Genomic DNA, 17220 nt, shown 5'->3' with positions numbered 1-17220 from the left:
CTGCCCAGGCCGACCACGTCGTCGCTGGTCAGCGTCGAGATCGAGGCGGTGCTGATCGCGGCGATCTGGGCCGAGCCAAGCGCGGCGAACTGCGCGGAGGTGAGAGCGTTCAGGTCATCGCTGCCCAGGCCGGCGATCTGGCCGGTGGTGAGCGAAGCGACCTGGGCCGTGCCCAAGGCGCCGATCTGGTCGGAGTCGAGTGCGGCCAGTTGGGCGGTGCTCAGCGCACGGATCGCGGCGGTCGAGAGCGACTTCAGGTCGTCGGATTCGAGCACGGCGATCTGGTCGGACTTCAGGCCGGCGACCTGGGCCGAACTCAGGACCGCGGCCTGCGCCGAGGTCAGGGCCTGGATGTTGTCGGTGCTCAAGGCACCCAGTTGCGCGCTGGTCAGCGAGCGCACGCCGGCCGAGCCCAGTCCAACGAGGTCGTCGCTGGTCAGCGTGGAGATGGCGGCGGTGCCGATGGCGGCCACCTGGGCCGAGCTCAAGGCGGCGAACTGGGCCGAGGTCAGCGCGTTCAGGTCATCGCTGCCCAGGCCGGCGATCTGTGCGGTGCCGAGCGCCGCCACCTGGCTGGAGCTCAAGGCGGCGATCTGGTCGGACTCGAGCGCGGCCAGTTGGGCGGTGCTCAGGGCACGCAGTGCTGCGGTCGACAGCGCCTTCAGATCGTCGGATTCGAGCGCGGCGATCTGGTCGCTCTTCAGGCCGGCGACTTGCGCCGAACTCAGGACCGCGGCCTGGGCCGAGGTCAGCGCCTGGACGTTGTCGGTGCTCAATGCGCCGATCTGGGCGCTGGTCAGCGAGCGGATGCCGCCGGTGCCCAGGGCGACCAGGTCTTCGCTGGTCAGGGTCGAGATGGCCGAGGTGCCGATCGCGGCGATCTGGCCCGAGGTCAGGCCCGGCAACTGATCGGAGGTCAGCGCATTCAGGTCATCGCTGCCCAGGCCACCGATCTGCGTCGTCGTCAGATTGGAGATCTGGCGCGAGGTGAAGGCGCCGATCTGATCGGAATCGAGCGCGGCCAGTTGCTCGGTCTTGAGCGCGCGCAACGCGACCGTGTTCAGCACGCGCAGATCGTCGGTCTGGAAGGCCGCGAACTGCTGGCTGGTCAGATAGGCGAATGGCGTGCTGCCCAGCGAGGACGCCTGCAAGGTGGTCAAGGCTGCCAGCTGGTCGCTGGAGAACGCAGCCCAGTCGGCCGAGTTCAGATGAGCCAGCGACGAGGTCGACAGCTGCGCGATCTGCGCCGTGGTCAGGCTGGAGATGATGGAGGCCATAGTCGCTCGCTCGGTGAATTAATGACTTGCTACGTTGTGCTGGCGCGCCGGAGCGTGCCGCGTCTGGGGGCTGTGCGGGCCGCCCGTTCGGGCGCTCGGACGGCAACAGATGAATACGGACGATGCTTCGCCATGCGCAGCCGCGGCCGTCCGGCTCCGCCGCCCGGATGGGGTGGCAAGCCAAGACAAACTCGACGCGTCTTCCCGGGCTTTTCGGACCGCAGGCGGGGAACTTGAGGAGAGTGCGTGCATTGCCCCGCGATCCACGGGGCAAGAGGGGGCTGGGCGCAGCCGGGGCGGCTGCGCAAAAGCAGTGGCGGCCTTCATCGACGGCTGTTCAATGCCGCGTCCGGGCCAAGGGTTCGATCGCTAAATCAGTCATCGCACAAACCTGTTTACTGCCTTTGCTCGGCATGTTAGGAGTTGGGTGCGATGCTATGGACTTGGCGTCAAAGTGATTGCGCCAATAAGTGCCGCTTTGCCGCTTTGTTTCTAAACATTGCAGCGGCGACAACTGCGGTGGGCCGCCGCGAGGCGATGGTCAGTCGCTGTGCGTGGCGGCCGTCAGGCCGTTCTGGAAATGCTCGCGCATCAGCCGCGCGCAGGCCGCGGCGTCGCGTTGGCCCAGCGCGGCCACCAGGGCCCGGTGCTCCAGCAGCGACTCCTCCAGCCGGCCCTGTTTGAACAGCGAGTGATGGCGATTGAGCTTCATCACGCGGCGCAGGTCGGTGATGATCTGCTGGCGCCAGCGGTTGCCCTCGATCTCCAGCAGGCGCATATGGAAGCGTTCGTTGGCGGCGAAGAAGGCCTCGTGCCGCTCGACCTGGCCTTCCAACTGCTGGTGCAGGCGCTGCAGCTCCAGCAGCTGCGCGTCGCTGGCATGGGCGGCCACCTGGGCGGCGGCATCGCTTTCCAGCAGGGCCAGCAGTTGGTAGGCCTCGCGCACATCGCGCTCGCTCATCTCGGTGACATAGGCGCCACGGCGCACCTTCATGGTCACGAGACCCTCGACCGCCAGCACCTTGAGGGCCTCGCGCAGCGGGGTGCGGCTGATGCCCAGTTCGGTGCATAGCTTCAGCTCGTCGATCCAGCTGCCCGGCTCCAGCTCGCGACCGAAGATCTGCTGGCGCAGGCGCTCGGCCACCTCCTGATAAAGGGCACGGGGGGCGAGCTGGGTGGTGGCGGTCATCGGGGCGATGGAAGATGGGGCGGCGAATGAATGGGCACGAATGAAGGCGGGCGGCTCGGCCGGGGCGATTGGCGGCATCGAGGCCGAAGACGCTCAGATTCTAGTCAGGTTTGAATTCATAATTATGAATCACGAGTCCGGTATGATGCCCGGATCGCAGGAGTCGTCAATGTCTGAGCAAAACCCCAAGTCCGAATTCGCCAAGGCCTCGATGGAGCAGTGGCTGAAGGCCGCTGCCAAATCGGCGCCCGCCGGCGATGTGTCGGCCCTGAACTGGCAGACGCCCGAGGGCCTGACGGTCAAACCGCTCTACACCGCGGCGGATACGGCGGATCTGCCGCATGCCGACACCCTGCCGGGCTTCGAGCCCTTCCTGCGCGGCCCGCAGGCGACGATGTACGCGGTGCGGCCCTGGACCATCCGCCAGTACGCCGGCTTCTCGACGGCAGAGGAGAGCAATGCCTTCTATAGAAAGGCGCTGGCCGCCGGCGGGCAGGGCGTCTCGGTGGCCTTCGACCTGGCCACCCATCGCGGCTACGACAGTGACCACCCGCGCGTGACCGGCGACGTCGGCAAGGCCGGCGTGGCGATCGATTCGGTGGAGGACATGAAGATCCTGTTTGACGGCATCCCGCTGGACAAGGTCTCGGTCTCGATGACGATGAACGGGGCGGTGCTGCCGGTGCTGGCCGGCTATGTGGTGGCCGCGGAAGAGCAAGGCGTGTCGCAGGACAAGTTGAGCGGAACGATCCAGAACGACATCCTGAAGGAGTTCATGGTCCGCAATACCTATATCTTCCCGCCCGAGCCCTCAATGAAGATCATCGGCGACATCATCGAGTACACGGCCAAGAACATGCCGAAGTTCAACTCGATCTCGATCTCCGGCTATCACATGCAGGAGGCGGGTGCCAACCAGGCGCTGGAACTGGCCTTCACCCTGGCCGATGGCAAGGAGTATGTGAAGACCGCTTGTCGCCGGGGCATGGACGTGGACGAGTTTGCCGGCCGGCTGTCCTTCTTCTGGGCCGTGGGCATGAATTTCTATCTGGAGATCGCCAAGATGCGCGCCGCGCGCCTGCTCTGGTGCCGGATCATGAAAGGCTTCGAGGCCAAGAACCCGAAGAGCCTGATGCTGCGCACCCATTCGCAGACCTCGGGCTGGTCGCTGACCGAGCAGGACCCCTACAACAATGTGGTGCGCACCACCATCGAGGCGATGGCCGCGGTGTTCGGCGGCACGCAGAGCCTGCACACCAACTCGCTGGACGAGGCCATCGCTCTGCCCACCGAATTCAGCGCCCGCATCGCGCGCAACACCCAGCTGATCATCCAGGAAGAGACCCATATCACGAATGTGATCGACCCCTGGGCCGGCAGCTACATGATGGAGAAGCTGACCCAGGACATGGCCGACAAGGCCTGGTCCATCATCGAGGAGGTCGATGCGATGGGCGGCATGACCCGCGCGGTGGACAGCGGCTGGGCCAAGCTGAAGATCGAGGCCAGCGCGGCCGAGAAACAGGCCCGCATCGACTCAGGCAAGGACGTGATCGTCGGCGTCAACAAATACAAGCTGGCCAAGCAGGATCCGATCGAGATCCTGGATGTCGACAACGTGCGCGTCCGAGAAAGCCAGATCGCCCGGCTCAAAGACATCAAGGCCAAGCGCGATGCGGCCGCGGTGCAGGGAGCGCTGGCCGCGCTGACCGAGGCAGCACGCAGCGGTGACGGCAATCTGCTGGACCTCAGCATCCAGGCGATCCGCCTGCGCGCCACGGTCGGCGAGGTGTGCGACGCGCTGGAGGAGATCTTCGGCCGGCACCGCGCCGACACGCAGAAGGTCAGCGGCGTCTATGCCGCGGCCTACGACTCGGCCGAGGGCTGGGCCCGGCTGCAGGACGAGATCAAGGGCTTCGCCGAGCAACAGGGGCGCCGCCCGCGCGTGATGATCGCCAAGCTGGGCCAGGACGGCCATGACCGCGGCGCCAAGGTGGTGGCCACGGCCTATGCCGACCTGGGCTTCGACGTGGACATGGGCCCGCTGTTCCAGACGCCCGAGGAATGCGCGCGCCAGGCGATCGAGAACGATGTCCATGCGGTGGGCGTCAGCACCCTGGCCGCCGGCCACAAGACCCTGGTGCCGGCCATTCTCAAGGCGCTGAAGGAGCAGGGCGCCGACGACATCATCGTCTTCGTCGGCGGCGTGATCCCGGCGCAGGACTACGACATGCTTTACGAGGCGGGCGTCAAGGGCATCTACGGCCCCGGCACGCCGATCCCGGCCAGCGCCAAGGACGTGCTGGAGCAGATCCGCCTGTCGCTCAGCACCGCGGCCGCCTGAGCATGCCCGAGCTCAGCTTCGAGCCGGTGGCGCTCGGCGATTTCGAACCCATGCTCGAATTGCGCATCGCGGCGCTGCGCGAGAGCCTGGAGCGCCTGGGGCGCTTCGACCCGCAGCGGGCCCGCGAGCGGCTGCAGGCCGGCTTCGCGCCCGAGTACATGCAGCACATCTGCGTGGACGGCGAGCGCATCGGCTATGTGACCCTGCGACCCGTCGCGGACGCGCTGCGGCTGGAGCATCTCTATGTCCGCCCCGGCCAGCAGGGGCGGGGCGTCGGTGCCTGGGTGATGGACTGGGTCAAGCGCATGGCCGGGCAGAGCAAGCAAGACGTGACCCTGTCGGCCCTGAAGTTCAGCGATGCCAACCGCTTCTACCTGCGCCATGGCTTCGTGGTGGTCGGCGAAAGCGACTTCGACATCGACTACCGCTGGAAGGCGCCGCAAGCATGATGAGCCTGGCGCCCGCCCTGCTCGCCAGCCCCGGCCCGGTCCGGCGCCGCGCGATGGCCAAGGCCATCACCTTGCTGGAATCGACCCGGGCCGACCACCGCGCCCAGGGCGACGCGCTGCTGACCGAACTGCTGCCGCACACGGGCCGCTCGCTGCGCCTGGGCATCTCCGGCGTGCCGGGCGTGGGCAAGAGCACCTTCATCGAGGCCCTGGGCCTGTTCCTGATAGCCCGCGGCCACCGGGTCGCGGTGCTGGCGGTCGATCCGTCCAGCAGCGTCTCGGGCGGCTCCATCCTGGGCGACAAGACCCGCATGGAGCGGCTGTCGATGGACGAGCGTGCCTATATCCGGCCCAGCCCCAGCAGCGGCACCTTGGGCGGCGTGGCCGAGAAGACCCGCGAGGCCATGCTGATCTGCGAGGCGGCCGGCCACGACATCGTGATCGTCGAGACCGTCGGCGTCGGCCAGAGCGAGACCGCGGTGGCCGGCATGACGGACATGTACTGCCTCTTGCAGCTGCCCAATGCCGGCGACGATCTGCAGGCGATCAAGAAGGGCGTGATGGAGCTGGCCGATCTGGTGGTGATCAACAAGGCCGATATCGACGCGGCGGCGGCGACCCGCGCGCAGGCGCAGATCGCCTCCAGCCTGCGGCTCTACGGCCAGCATGGCCACCCCGAGCATGCCCGCCACGACACGCAGATCTGGCATCCGCGCGTGATGCAGCTGTCGGCGCTGAAGCTGCAGGGCGTCGATGCCTTCTGGGCCACGGTCGAAGAATTCCAGCGCCTGCAGCAGGCCAACGGCCGCTTCGGCGCCAAGCGCCAGCAGCAGGCCCTGGCCTGGATGTGGGAGCGCATCCAGGCCGGGCTCAGGCAACAGTTTTCCGAGGCCCCCGCGGTGCGGGCGGCCCTGTCCGATACCACGGCGCGCGTGCTGCAAGGCCAGCTCGCGCCCTCCACCGCGGCGCGCGAGCTGCTGAACAAATTCTCTTGCGGAGACTCACACCATGCATGACATCCAACAGATGCTCGAACAAAAGCGCGAGAAAGCGCGCCAGGGCGGCGGCGAGAAGCGCATCGCGGCCCAGCATGCCAAGGGCAAGCTGACGGCACGCGAGCGCCTGGACCTGTTGTTCGACGAGGGCACGTTCGAGGAATGGGACATGTTCGTCGAGCATCGCTGCGTTGACTTCGGCATGCAGGACAACAAGATCCCCGGCGACGGCGTCGTCACCGGCTACGGCATGATCAACGGCCGCCTGGCCTTTGCCTTCAGCCAGGACTTCACCGTGTTCGGCGGCGCCTTGAGTGAGGCCCATGCCGAGAAGATCTGCAAGGTGATGGACCAGGCGATGAAGGTCGGCGCGCCGGTGATCGGCCTGAACGATTCCGGCGGCGCGCGCATCCAGGAGGGCGTGGCCTCGCTGGGCGGCTATGCCGACGTGTTCCAGCGCAATGTGATGGCCTCGGGCGTGATTCCGCAGATCAGCATGATCATGGGCCCCTGCGCCGGCGGTGCGGTCTATTCCCCGGCGATGACGGACTTCATCTTCATGGTGAAGGATTCCTCGTACATGTTCGTCACGGGCCCCGAGGTGGTGAAGACCGTGACGCACGAGGAGGTCACGGCCGAGGAGCTGGGTGGCGCCTCGACCCACACGGGCAAGAGCGGCGTGGCCGACCTGTCCTTCGAGAACGACGTCGAGGCCATCCTGATGCTGCGGCGCTTCTTCAACTACCTGCCGCTGAACAACCGCGAGAAGGCACCCACGCGGCCCAGCGGCGACCCGGGCAACCGGCTGGACTTGTCGCTCGACACCCTGGTGCCGGACAACCCCAACAAGCCCTATGACATGAAGGAGCTGATCCTGAAGGTCGTGGACGATGGCGATTTCTTCGAGCTGCAGGCCGACTACGCAAAGAACATCCTGACCGGCTTCGCCCGCATGGAGGGCCAGACCGTGGGCATCGTCGCCAACCAGCCGCTGGTGCTGGCCGGCTGCCTGGACATCAAGAGCAGCATCAAGGCCGCGCGCTTCGTGCGCTTCTGCGACGCCTTCAACGTCCCGGTGATCACCTTCGTCGACGTGCCCGGCTTCATGCCCGGCACCTCCCAGGAGTACGGCGGCATCATCAAGCATGGCGCCAAGCTGCTCTATGCCTATGCCGAATGCACGGTGCCCAAGGTGACCGTGATCACCCGCAAGGCCTATGGCGGCGCCTATGACGTGATGAGCTCCAAGCATCTGCGCGGCGATGTCAACTTCGCCTGGCCCAATGCCGAGATCGCGGTGATGGGCGCCAAGGGCGCGGTGGAGATCATCTTCCGCGAGGACAAGGGCGATCCTGAGAAATTGGCGGCCAGGGAAGCCGAATACAAGGCGCGTTTCGCCAACCCCTTCGTGGCCGGCGCGCGCGGCTTCATCGACGACGTGATCCAGCCGCATGAGACCCGCAAGCGCATCTGCCGCTCGCTGGTGATGCTGAAGGACAAGAAGCTCGAGAACCCGTGGCGCAAGCACGGCAACATCCCGCTCTGATCAGGACCCAGGAGAAGAACATGTTCAAGAAGATCCTGATTGCAAACCGGGGTGAGATCGCCTGCCGCGTCATCAAGACCGCGCAGAAGATGGGCATCAAGACGGTGGCCGTCTATTCGGAAGCGGACAAGGACGCCCGCCATGTCGAGCTGGCCGATGAATCGGTGCTGCTCGGCCCGGCACCGAGCCGCGAGTCCTATCTGGTGGCGGACAAGATCATTGCCGCGGCCAAGGCCACCGGCGCCGAAGCCATTCATCCCGGTTACGGCTTTCTCTCGGAGAACGAGGACTTCGCCCGTCGAGTCGAGGAGGAAGGCTTGGCCTTCATCGGCCCCAAGCATTACTCGATCGCCGCGATGGGCGACAAGATCGCCTCCAAGAAGCTGGCGAATGAGGCCAGGGTCAACACCATCCCCGGCTTCAACGAGCCCATTCTCTCGGCCGAGCAGGCGGTGGAGATCGCTCAAGGCATCGGCTACCCGGTGATGATCAAGGCCAGCGCCGGCGGCGGCGGCAAGGGCCTGCGTGTGGCCTTCAACGACAAGGACTGCTTCGAGGGCTTCACCAGCTGCCGCAACGAGGCCCGCAACAGCTTCGGCGACGACCGCGTCTTCATGGAGAAGTTCGTCGAGGAGCCGCGCCATATCGAGATCCAGGTGCTGGGCGACTCGCAAGGCCATGTGGTCTACCTGTGGGAGCGCGAATGTTCGATCCAGCGCCGCCACCAGAAGGTGATCGAGGAGGCGCCCAGCCCCTTCATCAGCGAGGCGACGCGCAAGGCCATGGGTGAGCAGGCCGTGGCCCTGGCCAAGGCGGTCAGGTACCAGAGCGCCGGCACGGTGGAGTTCGTGGTCGGCAAGGACCAGGGCTTCTACTTCCTGGAGATGAACACCCGGCTGCAGGTGGAGCACCCGGTGACCGAGTGCATCACCGGCCTGGATCTGGTCGAGCAGATGATCCGCGTGGCCGCCGGCGAGCCGCTGGCCTTCACGCAGGCGGAGATCAAGCGCGAGGGCTGGGCGATCGAATGTCGCATCAATGCCGAGGACCCGTTCCGCAACTTCCTGCCCTCGACCGGCCGCCTGGTGAAGTACCAGCCGCCGCCGACCTCGATGGAGCAGGCCGCGCCGGAACGTTTCGGCGTGCGCGTGGACACCGGCGTCTACGAGGGCGGCGAGATCCCGATGTTCTACGACTCGATGATCGCCAAGCTGATCGTCCACGGCAGGGACCGCGCGGAGGCGATCGCGAAGATGCGCGAGGCGCTGAACGGCTTCGTGATCCGTGGTATCTCCAGCAACATCCCCTTCCAGTCGGCCCTGCTGGCGCATCCGGACTTCGGCTTGGGCAACTTCAACACCGGCTTCATCGCCCAGCATTACGCCGGCGGCTTCAAGGCCGAGGACGTGCCGCACGAGGACCCGGCCTTTCTGGTCGCGCTGGCCGGCTTCATCCGCCGCAAGGCGCGCGAGCGCGAGGCCGGCATCACCGGCCAGTTGCCCGGCCACGAGGTGAAGATCGAGCATGACTATGTGGCCCTGGTCAACGAGGGTGCGGGCAAGTTCGCCCGCCATGCGCTGCATATCGACGAGTTCGTCGGCCGAAATCTCGATACCAGCGGCGAGGCTCTGGTCAAGGTGGGCGACAGGAGCTACCGCATCGTCAGCGCCTCGCGCCTGAACGACATCCGCATCGCCGGCACGGTGAACGGCGTGCCGTTCACGGCCCAGGCCGAGCGCGGCACGGCCAAGCATCCGCTGGCCTACCGCGTGCAGCACAACGGCCGTGCGATCGAGGTGACCGTGCTGTCGCCGCGCGCCGCCGAGCTGCAGTCCCTGATGCCCTACAAGGCGCCGCCGGACACCAGCAAGCAGCTGCTGTCGCCGATGCCGGGCCTCTTGGTGCAGATCGCGGTGCAGCCGGGCCAGCTGGTGCAGGCCGGCGAACGCCTGGCGGTGATCGAGGCGATGAAGATGGAGAACATCCTGATTGCCGAGCGCGATGTGAAGGTCGCCGAGGTGCTGGCCAAGACCGGCGAGAGCCTGGCCGTCGATCAACCGATCCTGAGATTTGAATAGCCCACACCCCCTACCGGCGTCGCCGGCCCCCTCAAGGGGGCGCGCCCGCAGGCCCGGCAAAGCCGGTTCCTCGGGCGCCGCTGGGTTCCGGTCCTGGCCTGCGTCGCTTGAGGCCGTCCGCGTAAGCAAGGAATGAAATGACTATCAAGCCCTACAGGATCCTCGGCATCCAGCAGATCGCCATCGGCGGCCCCGACAAGCAGGCCCTGCGCAGGCTCTGGGTCGAGGTGCTGGGCCTTCAGGTCACCGGCAACTTCGTCTCCGAGCGCGAGAACGTGGACGAGGACATCTGTGCCATCGGCAGCGGCCCGCACAAGATCGAGATCGACCTGATGCAGCCGCTGGACCCGGAGAAGAAACCCGCGGTCCACACCACGCCCCTGAACCATGTGGGCCTGTGGGTGGACGACCTGGGGAAGGCCGTGGAATGGATGACGGCGAACGGTGTGCGCTTTGCGCCCGGCGGCATCCGCAAGGGGGCGGCCGGTTACGACATCTGCTTCATCCATCCTAAGAGCAATGACGAGTTTCCGATCGGCGGGGAGGGCGTGCTGATCGAGCTGGTACAGGCGCCACCCGAGGTGATTGCGGCCCTGGGCTGACGTCGGGCCGGGTTTCTGCGAGACTTCGTGCAATGCGAAGTCTTCGTTTTTTGCTTAGGTAGATTGGCCGAGGCTGCGAAGGCTATCGTGCAGACTGTTGCCGGCCCTGCCGGCCAGTTCTCCGTGCACAGCCCTATACCTAGCTATACCCAGCCATGCCCTACCGGACCTTTCTTGTTTCCCGCCGCCGCCTTGCCGTTTTGCTGAGCCTGGCCTGCACGGGCCTGCCCCTGCAGGCTGCGCCCAAGAGTGAATTGCCGGCCGGCTACCCGCAGCGCGGCTTCAACTGGATCGTGCCGTTCCCGGCGGGCAGCGCCACCGATCAGCTGGCCCGCGTCGTGGCCGAGCATGTGGGCAAGGCCGCCGGTCAGGCCATCGTGATCGACAACAAGCCGGGCGCCAACGGCACGCTGGGCACCGGCACGGCCGCCAAGGCCGCCGCGGACGGCTACAACTTCCTGATCGCCACCAGCACCACGCATGCGGCCAATGCCTCGCTGTACCGCCGTCTACCCTACGACCCGATCAAGGACTTCGCGCCGGTGACGCGCCTGGCCGAGATCCCCTTCATCATGCTGGTCAACCCCACGGTGCCGGCCGACACGGTCGAGAAGTTCGTCGCCCATGTGAAGGCCAATCCCGACAAGCTGGCCTGGGGCTCGGGCTCCAGCGGCAGCCTGATTCCCGGCCATGCCTTCGTGCACGCCAACAAGCTGGCGATGACCCATGTGCCCTACAAGGGCGTGCAGCCGGCCATGACGGACGCGATGGGCGGCACCATCCAGCTGGTGTTCGGCGATCTGGCCTCGGGCGTGCCCCAGGTCAAGGCCGGCAAGCTCAAGGCCCTGGCCGTCACCTCGGGCAAGGAGCATCCGATGCTGCCGGGCGTGCCGCCGATGAGCAAGGGCGCGGCGCCGGGCTTCGAGATGACGGCCTGGTTCGCAATGTACGCGCCGGCCGGCACGCCGGAGCCGGTGCTCGCCAGGATGAACCAATGGGTGAGGGCGGCGCTGGCCGACAAGGGCGTGCAGGCCAAGCTGGCCGTCTCGGGCTTCGAGCTGACGCCCAGCACGCCGGCCGAGCTGGGCGTCCATGCGGCCAAGGAAACCGTCAAATGGGCCAAGGCCGTGCAGGCGGCCGGCATCGTGGCCGAATAGGCCGAATAGGCCGAGACCGCGAGCCCCGCGATGCGCCTGGATCTCACCACCTTGAACCTCGTGCTGGCGATCGAGCAGAACCGCTCGATCACCCGCGGGGCCGAGCGCGAGCACCTGGCGCTGGCGGCGGCCAGCAAGCGCCTGTCGGACCTGGAGGCGCGCCTGGGCGTGCAGCTGTTCGAGCGCCGCGCCCGCGGCGTCGAGCCCACCGAGGCCTGCCGCGCGCTGGTGCGCCATATCCGCTCGCTGCATGCCTCGCTGCATGCGCTGGAGAGCGAGGTGATGGAGTTCGCGCGCGGCATCAAGGGGCATCTGCGCATCGTCGCCAATGCCGGCTCGATCGCCGAATGCCTGCCGCTGGACCTGGCGGCGTTCTCGCAGGCCCATCCGCAGATCCGCATCAGCCTGGAAGATCTGACCAGCGCCGAGGCCCAGGCGGCCGTGGCCGAAGGGCGCGCCGATGTGGCGGTGTTCACGGCGCCGCTGCTGGACAACCGGCTGCAGACCCGGACCTACCGGGCGGCCCGCCTGGCGGTGCTGGTGCCCGGGCAGCATGCGCTGGCGCGCGCCGAGGCGGTGAGCTTCGACGCGCTGCTGGATTACGACCTGATCGGCCTGCATGCCGGTGCCGCGGCCCAGGAGCTGATGCGCGAGCAGGCCCTGGCGCGCGGCCGCACCTTGAACGCCCGCCTGCAGGTGCGCGGCTTCGATGCGATCGCCCAGTTGGTCGAGGCCGGTCTGGGCGTGGCCGTGCTGCCGGAAGCGCCGGCCGAGCGCTTTGCCCGGGTGTTCGAGGTGAAGAAGCTGCGCCTGGATGAAGCCTGGGCGCAGCGCGACTATGTTCTGGGAGTGGCGCGCGTCGAGCGCCTGCCCACCGTGGTGCAGCGTTTCGTCGACGCGCTGTGCCCCACGACCAACGACGCAGTAGTGAAGTAAGTAGGAAGAGACGAGGTAAGCCAGCCATGACAGCACGCACCCTTTACGACAAGCTCTGGGACGAGCATGTGGTCCACACCGAGGACGACGGCACGGCCACGCTCTACATCGACCGCCATCTGGTGCACGAGGTCACCAGCCCGCAGGCCTTCGAAGGCCTGGAGCTGGCGCAGCGCAAGGTCTGGCGCCTGTCGGCCAATCTGGCGGTCAGCGACCACAATGTGCCGACCACCGACCGCAGCCAAGGCATTGCCGACCCGGTCTCGCGCCTGCAGGTCGATACGCTGGACAAGAACTGCGACCGCTTTGGCATCACGCAGTTCAAGATGACGGACAAGCGCCAGGGCATCGTCCACGTGATCGGCCCGGAGCAGGGCGCCACCCTGCCGGGCATGACCGTGGTCTGCGGCGACAGCCACACCTCCACCCACGGCGCCTTCGGCGCGCTGGCGCATGGCATCGGCACCTCCGAGGTCGAGCATGTGCTGGCCACCCAGACTCTCTTGGCCAAGAAGGCCAAGAACCTGCTGATCCAGGTCGAAGGCCGGGTTGGCCCGGGTGTCGGCGCCAAGGACATCGTGCTGGCCATCATCGGCAAGATCGGCACGGCCGGCGGCACCGGCTACACGATCGAGTTCGGCGGCTCGGCGATCCGCGCGCTGAGCATGGAGGGGCGCATGACGGTCTGCAATATGGCGATCGAGGCGGGCGCGCGCGCCGGCCTGATCGCCGTCGACGACACGACGATCAACTACTGCAAGGGCCGGCCTTTCTCGCCCGCCGGCGTGGAATGGGAGCAGGCCGTGAGCTACTGGCGCACGCTGCACTCCGACCCGGGCGCCTATTTCGACAAGGTGGTCGAACTGGACGCGGCCCAGATCCGCCCGCAGGTCACCTGGGGCACCAGTCCCGAGATGGTGCTGTCGATCGAGGACCGCGTGCCCGATCCCGACAAGGAAAAGGATGCCGTCAAGCGCGGCGCGATCGAGCGCGCGCTGCAGTACATGGCCCTGGAGCCCAACAAGCCGATCAACGACATCCGCATCGACAAGGTCTTCATCGGCTCCTGCACCAACAGCCGCATCGAGGACATGCGCGAGGCCGCGGCCGTGGTGCGACGCATCGGCGGCCGCATCGCCAGCAATGTGAAGCTGGCCTTGGTCGTGCCGGGTTCGGGCCTGGTGAAGCAGCAGGCCGAGGCCGAGGGGCTGGACCAGGTCTTCAAGGCCGCCGGCTTCGAATGGCGCGAGCCTGGCTGCTCGATGTGCCTGGCGATGAATGCCGACCGGCTGGAGCCGGGCGAGCGCTGTGCCTCCACCAGCAACCGCAATTTCGAAGGGCGCCAGGGCGCCGGCGGCCGCACCCATCTCGTGAGCCCGGCGATGGCCGCCGCGGCCGCGATGCAGGGCCATTTCGTCGACGTGCGCCGCATCGCCTGAGCAGGAGCAGAACCATGGACAAATTCACCGTGCACAAGGGCCTGGTGGCCCCGATGGACCGCGAGAACGTCGATACCGACGCCATCATCCCCAAGCAGTTCCTGAAGTCGATCAAGCGCAGCGGCTTCGGCCCCAATTTGTTCGATGAATGGCGTTACCTGGACCCGGGTGAGCCCGGCCAGGATCCGGCCAGCCGCAGGCCCAATCCGGACTTCGTGCTGAACCAGTCGCGCTATGCCGGGGCGTCGGTGCTGATCGCGCGCAGCAACTTCGGCTGCGGCTCCAGCCGCGAGCATGCGCCCTGGGCGTTGGAGCAGTACGGCTTTCGCGCGCTGATCGCGCCCAGCTTCGCCGACATCTTCTTCAACAACTGCTTCAAGAACGGCGTGCTGCCCATCGTGCTGCCCGAGGCCCAGGTGGCGCGCCTGTTCGACGAGGTGTTCGCCTTTCCGGGCTACCAGCTGACCGTGGACCTGGAGCGCCAGGTGGTGGTGAAGCCCGATGGCGCCGAACTGGCCTTCGAGGTCCAGCCCTTCCGCAAGTTCTGCCTGCTCAACGGTTTCGACGATATCGGCCTGACCCTGCGCCATGCCGACAAGATCAAGGCCTTTGAAGCCGAGCGCATCGCCAGCAAACCCTGGCTCAACAATCGTCTGATCGGATAAAGACAATGAAGATCGCAGTTCTGCCCGGTGATGGCATCGGCACCGAAATCGTCGCCGAGGCCGTCAAGGTCCTTAAGGTGCTGGACCTGCCGCTGACCCTGGAAGGCGCGCCGGTGGGCGGCGCGGCCTATGAGGCCGCCGGCCACCCGCTGCCGGATGCCACCCTGCAACTGGCCGAGGATGCCGATGCCATCCTGTTCGGCGCGGTCGGCGACTGGAAGTACGACAAGCTGGAGCGCCCGCTGCGCCCCGAGCAGGCCATCCTGGGCCTGCGCAAGCACCTGGGCCTGTTCGCCAACTTCCGCCCGGCGATCTGCTACGAGCAGCTGACCCATGCCTCGAGCCTGAAGCCCGAGCTGGTGGCCGGCCTGGACATCCTGATCATCCGAGAGCTGACCGGCGACATCTATTTCGGCCAGCCGCGCGGCCGCCGTATCGCGACCGACGGGCATTTTCCCGGAGCGGAGGAAGCCTTCGACACGATGCGCTATTCGCGTCCCGAGATCGAGCGCATCGCCCATGTGGCCTTCCAGGCCGCGCGCAAGCGCAACAAGAAGGTCACCTCGGTCGACAAGGCCAATGTGCTGGAGACCTTCCAGTTCTGGAAGGACGTGATGATCGAGGTCGGTGTCCAGTATCCGGATGTGGAACTCGATCACATGTACGTGGACAACGCCGCGATGCAGCTGGTCAAGGCGCCGAAGAAGTTCGACGTCGTGGTGACGGGCAATATGTTCGGCGACATCCTGTCGGACGAGGCGGCGATGCTGACCGGTTCGATCGGCATGCTGCCCTCGGCCTCGTTGGACAAGAACAACAAGGGCCTGTACGAACCCAGCCACGGCAGCGCGCCGGACATCGCGGGCAAGGGGATTGCCAATCCTCTGGCTACAATATTGTCTGCTGCCATGATGCTCAAGTTCTCCCTCAACCAGCCCGAAGCCGCCGCTCGAATCGAAGCGGCCGTCGGCGCTGTGCTGTCCCAGGGTCTGCGTACCGCCGACATCTGGAGCGAGGGCACCCAGAAGGTGGGCACGCGCGAGATGGGTGATGCCGTGGTTGCGGCCATCACCACGACCAAAACCATTAAGGGCTAGTTCAGCTCCGGTTCGTCTCGCCCCTACACCCCCAGGCGAACGAGCCGGGGGAAGAAGAGTCTCAAGTTTTTCATTGAACTTTTTGTTAGGGCGATAGAGGTAAGCACGATGACGACATTGGTTGGACTGGTTGGTTGGCGCGGCATGGTGGGCTCCGTGCTCATGGACCGCATGCAGGCCGAGCGCGATTTCGATCTGATCGAGCCGCTGTTTTTCAGCACCTCGAACGCGGGCGGCGCCGCCCCCGCGTTCGCGAAGAACGAGACCAAGCTGCAGGACGCGCATGACATCGAGCAGCTCAAGCGCTGCGAGATCATCATCACCGCCCAGGGCGGCGACTACACCAACGAGGTGTTCCCCAAGCTGCGCGCCGCCGGCTGGAGCGGCCACTGGATCGACGCTGCCTCCTCGCTGCGCATGAGCGAGGACGCGGTGATCGTGCTGGACCCGGTCAATATGCCCGTCATCAAGGACGCGCTGGCCAAGGGTGGCAAGAACTGGATCGGCGGCAACTGCACGGTCAGCTGCATGCTGATGGGCGTGGGCGCGCTCTACAAGGCCGGTCTGGTCGAGTGGATGAGCACCCAGACCTACCAGGCCGCCTCCGGCGGCGGCGCCCAGCATATGCGCGAGCTGCTGACGCAGTACGGCACGCTGAATGCCTCGGTGCGCGCCCTGCTGGACGATCCGAAGAGTGCCATCCTGGAGATCGACCGCCAGGTCATCGCCAAGCAGCGCTCGCTGTCGGCCGAGGAAACGGCCAACTTCGGTGTGCCGCTGGGCGGCTCGCTGATTCCCTGGATCGACAAGGACCTCGGCAATGGCATGTCCAAGGAAGAGTGGAAGGGCATGGCCGAGACCAACAAGATCCTTGGCATCGGCGAAGGCTTCGGCTCGGCCGCGATCCCGGTCGATGGCTTCTGCGTGCGTGTCGGTGCGATGCGCTGCCACAGCCAGGCACTGACCTTCAAGCTGAAGAGGGACGTGCCGCTGGCCGACATCGAGGCGATGATCGCCGCCGACAACGAATGGGTGAAGGTCGTGCCGAACAGCCGCGAGGCCACGATCAAGGATCTGACCCCGGTGGCCGTGACCGGCACGATGACCATTCCCGTGGGCCGCATCCGCAAGCTCGCGATGGGTCCCGAGTATCTGGGCGCCTTTACCATCGGCGATCAGCTGCTGTGGGGCGCGGCCGAACCGCTGCGCCGCATGCTGCGCATCCTGCTGGATCGTTAATTAAGTAATATCCCGCATTACCGCTCACGGCCCGTTGCCTCCAAGCGACAGGCTGGTAACCGGCTGTGATCAGGCGGGTGTCCCGGGCTTTATTCAGCCTTTGCGTGAGCTGTCGAGCGTATATGCTTGATGTCGTTGTGATTTCAGATCGCAAGACGCCATGGGAGCAGCAATGCCAAGCGCTGTTGGGAAGACAAGAACAATGGT

The 17220-nt window shown here is 66.4% G+C and carries 13 protein-coding genes and 1 pseudogene; 12 read left to right on the top strand and 2 right to left on the bottom strand.

From position 1 onward, the window contains the following. A pseudogene (locus AC07OQ_RS01850) lies at positions 1-1277 on the bottom strand (heme utilization protein); the annotation flags it as partial. 541 nt (positions 1278-1818) lie between these two features. Then, positions 1819-2466 carry a GntR family transcriptional regulator gene (locus tag AC07OQ_RS01845; RefSeq protein ID WP_495051367.1) on the bottom strand — a complete coding sequence of 216 codons (648 nt, stop codon included), beginning with the start codon at positions 2464-2466 and terminating at the stop codon, positions 1819-1821. A 169-nt stretch (positions 2467-2635) separates the two neighbouring features. Between AC07OQ_RS01845 and scpA the strand changes: the two genes are divergently transcribed. From scpA to asd, 12 genes are all read left to right on the top strand, one after another. Further along, positions 2636-4810, top strand: a complete 2175-nt coding sequence (gene scpA / locus AC07OQ_RS01840; RefSeq protein ID WP_495051366.1) for a methylmalonyl-CoA mutase — start codon at positions 2636-2638, stop codon at positions 4808-4810. 2 nt (positions 4811-4812) lie between these two features. Then, positions 4813-5259, top strand: a complete 447-nt coding sequence (locus AC07OQ_RS01835; protein WP_495051365.1) for a GNAT family N-acetyltransferase — start codon at positions 4813-4815, stop codon at positions 5257-5259. Then, positions 5256-6275, top strand: a complete 1020-nt coding sequence (gene meaB / locus AC07OQ_RS01830; protein WP_495051364.1) for a methylmalonyl Co-A mutase-associated GTPase MeaB — start codon at positions 5256-5258, stop codon at positions 6273-6275. Before AC07OQ_RS01835 ends, meaB begins: the two co-directional genes overlap by 4 nt. Further along, the gene (locus AC07OQ_RS01825) at positions 6268-7800 is read left to right on the top strand and encodes an acyl-CoA carboxylase subunit beta (RefSeq protein ID WP_495051363.1); all 1533 of its coding nucleotides are present in this window, start codon (positions 6268-6270) and stop codon (positions 7798-7800) included. The genes meaB and AC07OQ_RS01825 overlap by 8 nt, the downstream gene beginning before the upstream one ends. A gap of 20 nt (positions 7801-7820) precedes the next feature. Further along, on the top strand, positions 7821-9878 hold the full coding sequence (locus AC07OQ_RS01820; RefSeq protein WP_495051362.1) for an acetyl-CoA carboxylase biotin carboxylase subunit: 2058 nt from the start codon (positions 7821-7823) through the stop codon (positions 9876-9878). A gap of 137 nt (positions 9879-10015) precedes the next feature. Further along, on the top strand, positions 10016-10480 hold the full coding sequence (locus AC07OQ_RS01815) for a VOC family protein (protein WP_495051361.1): 465 nt from the start codon (positions 10016-10018) through the stop codon (positions 10478-10480). 155 nt (positions 10481-10635) lie between these two features. After that, positions 10636-11637, top strand: coding sequence for a Bug family tripartite tricarboxylate transporter substrate binding protein (locus tag AC07OQ_RS01810; protein ID WP_495051360.1), 1002 nt, complete (start codon positions 10636-10638; stop codon positions 11635-11637). 30 nt (positions 11638-11667) lie between these two features. Then, positions 11668-12573 (top strand): LysR family transcriptional regulator, encoded by a 906-nt coding sequence (locus AC07OQ_RS01805; RefSeq protein ID WP_495051359.1) that lies wholly within the window; start codon positions 11668-11670, stop codon positions 12571-12573. Between the two features lie 26 nt (positions 12574-12599). Further along, positions 12600-14012, top strand: coding sequence for a 3-isopropylmalate dehydratase large subunit (leuC, locus tag AC07OQ_RS01800; protein ID WP_495051358.1), 1413 nt, complete (start codon positions 12600-12602; stop codon positions 14010-14012). 14 nt (positions 14013-14026) lie between these two features. Beyond that, the gene (leuD, locus tag AC07OQ_RS01795) at positions 14027-14677 is read left to right on the top strand and encodes a 3-isopropylmalate dehydratase small subunit (RefSeq protein ID WP_495051357.1); all 651 of its coding nucleotides are present in this window, start codon (positions 14027-14029) and stop codon (positions 14675-14677) included. A gap of 5 nt (positions 14678-14682) precedes the next feature. Further along, positions 14683-15774: a 3-isopropylmalate dehydrogenase gene (gene leuB, locus AC07OQ_RS01790; RefSeq protein WP_495051356.1), complete on the top strand. Its 1092-nt coding sequence runs from the start codon at positions 14683-14685 to the stop codon at positions 15772-15774. A gap of 108 nt (positions 15775-15882) precedes the next feature. Next, positions 15883-17013: an aspartate-semialdehyde dehydrogenase gene (gene asd / locus AC07OQ_RS01785; protein ID WP_495051355.1), complete on the top strand. Its 1131-nt coding sequence runs from the start codon at positions 15883-15885 to the stop codon at positions 17011-17013. The last annotated feature ends 207 nt before the right edge of the window (positions 17014-17220 follow it).

This window comes from Roseateles sp. GW821-FHT09B06, assembly GCF_059418245.1.
This window is presented reverse-complemented; position numbering and strand designations above follow the sequence as displayed.

Coding starts and splice junctions, on each gene's coding strand:
- AC07OQ_RS01845 (WP_495051367.1), bottom strand. CDS start 2,466: ATGACCGCCACCACCCAGCTCGCCCCCCGTGCCCTTTATCAGGAGGTG.
- scpA (WP_495051366.1), top strand. CDS start 2,636: ATGTCTGAGCAAAACCCCAAGTCCGAATTCGCCAAGGCCTCGATGGAG.
- AC07OQ_RS01835 (WP_495051365.1), top strand. CDS start 4,813: ATGCCCGAGCTCAGCTTCGAGCCGGTGGCGCTCGGCGATTTCGAACCC.
- meaB (WP_495051364.1), top strand. CDS start 5,256: ATGATGAGCCTGGCGCCCGCCCTGCTCGCCAGCCCCGGCCCGGTCCGG.
- AC07OQ_RS01825 (WP_495051363.1), top strand. CDS start 6,268: ATGCATGACATCCAACAGATGCTCGAACAAAAGCGCGAGAAAGCGCGC.
- AC07OQ_RS01820 (WP_495051362.1), top strand. CDS start 7,821: ATGTTCAAGAAGATCCTGATTGCAAACCGGGGTGAGATCGCCTGCCGC.
- AC07OQ_RS01815 (WP_495051361.1), top strand. CDS start 10,016: ATGACTATCAAGCCCTACAGGATCCTCGGCATCCAGCAGATCGCCATC.
- AC07OQ_RS01810 (WP_495051360.1), top strand. CDS start 10,636: ATGCCCTACCGGACCTTTCTTGTTTCCCGCCGCCGCCTTGCCGTTTTG.
- AC07OQ_RS01805 (WP_495051359.1), top strand. CDS start 11,668: ATGCGCCTGGATCTCACCACCTTGAACCTCGTGCTGGCGATCGAGCAG.
- leuC (WP_495051358.1), top strand. CDS start 12,600: ATGACAGCACGCACCCTTTACGACAAGCTCTGGGACGAGCATGTGGTC.
- leuD (WP_495051357.1), top strand. CDS start 14,027: ATGGACAAATTCACCGTGCACAAGGGCCTGGTGGCCCCGATGGACCGC.
- leuB (WP_495051356.1), top strand. CDS start 14,683: ATGAAGATCGCAGTTCTGCCCGGTGATGGCATCGGCACCGAAATCGTC.
- asd (WP_495051355.1), top strand. CDS start 15,883: ATGACGACATTGGTTGGACTGGTTGGTTGGCGCGGCATGGTGGGCTCC.